At 50.7% G+C, this 272-nt stretch carries 1 pseudogene; it reads left to right on the forward strand.

The annotated features are described in order from the left end of the window. Window positions 1–272 (forward strand): annotated as a pseudogene (locus tag AC4HNJ_RS21935) (hypothetical protein); the annotation flags it as partial.

A 272-nucleotide genomic window follows, 5' to 3' on the forward strand; every position in this document is an offset into this window, starting at 1 on the left:
TTGACGTCTACTGGGAAAGCGTACCTGCCTCGCGGGATGTCATAGCCGTAAGTCTTTATGTAGCATTCTTTCCACAGATCCTAAGTGGCCCTATCCAGCGTTCTCCGGAGTTTTTCGAGCAAATTACGGCTCCAACCTTCGGCACGCTGCAGCCAGCTGTTTTTGAGCGTGCCGTCGCACAACTTCTTTTAGGCTTCTTTGAAAAGCTTGTCGTCGCTGATCATATTGGCGCCTTAGTTCATGCTATTGATGCCGATCTAGGCGCCAGTGGT

The organism is Dyella sp. SYSU CM1112, assembly GCF_058216415.1.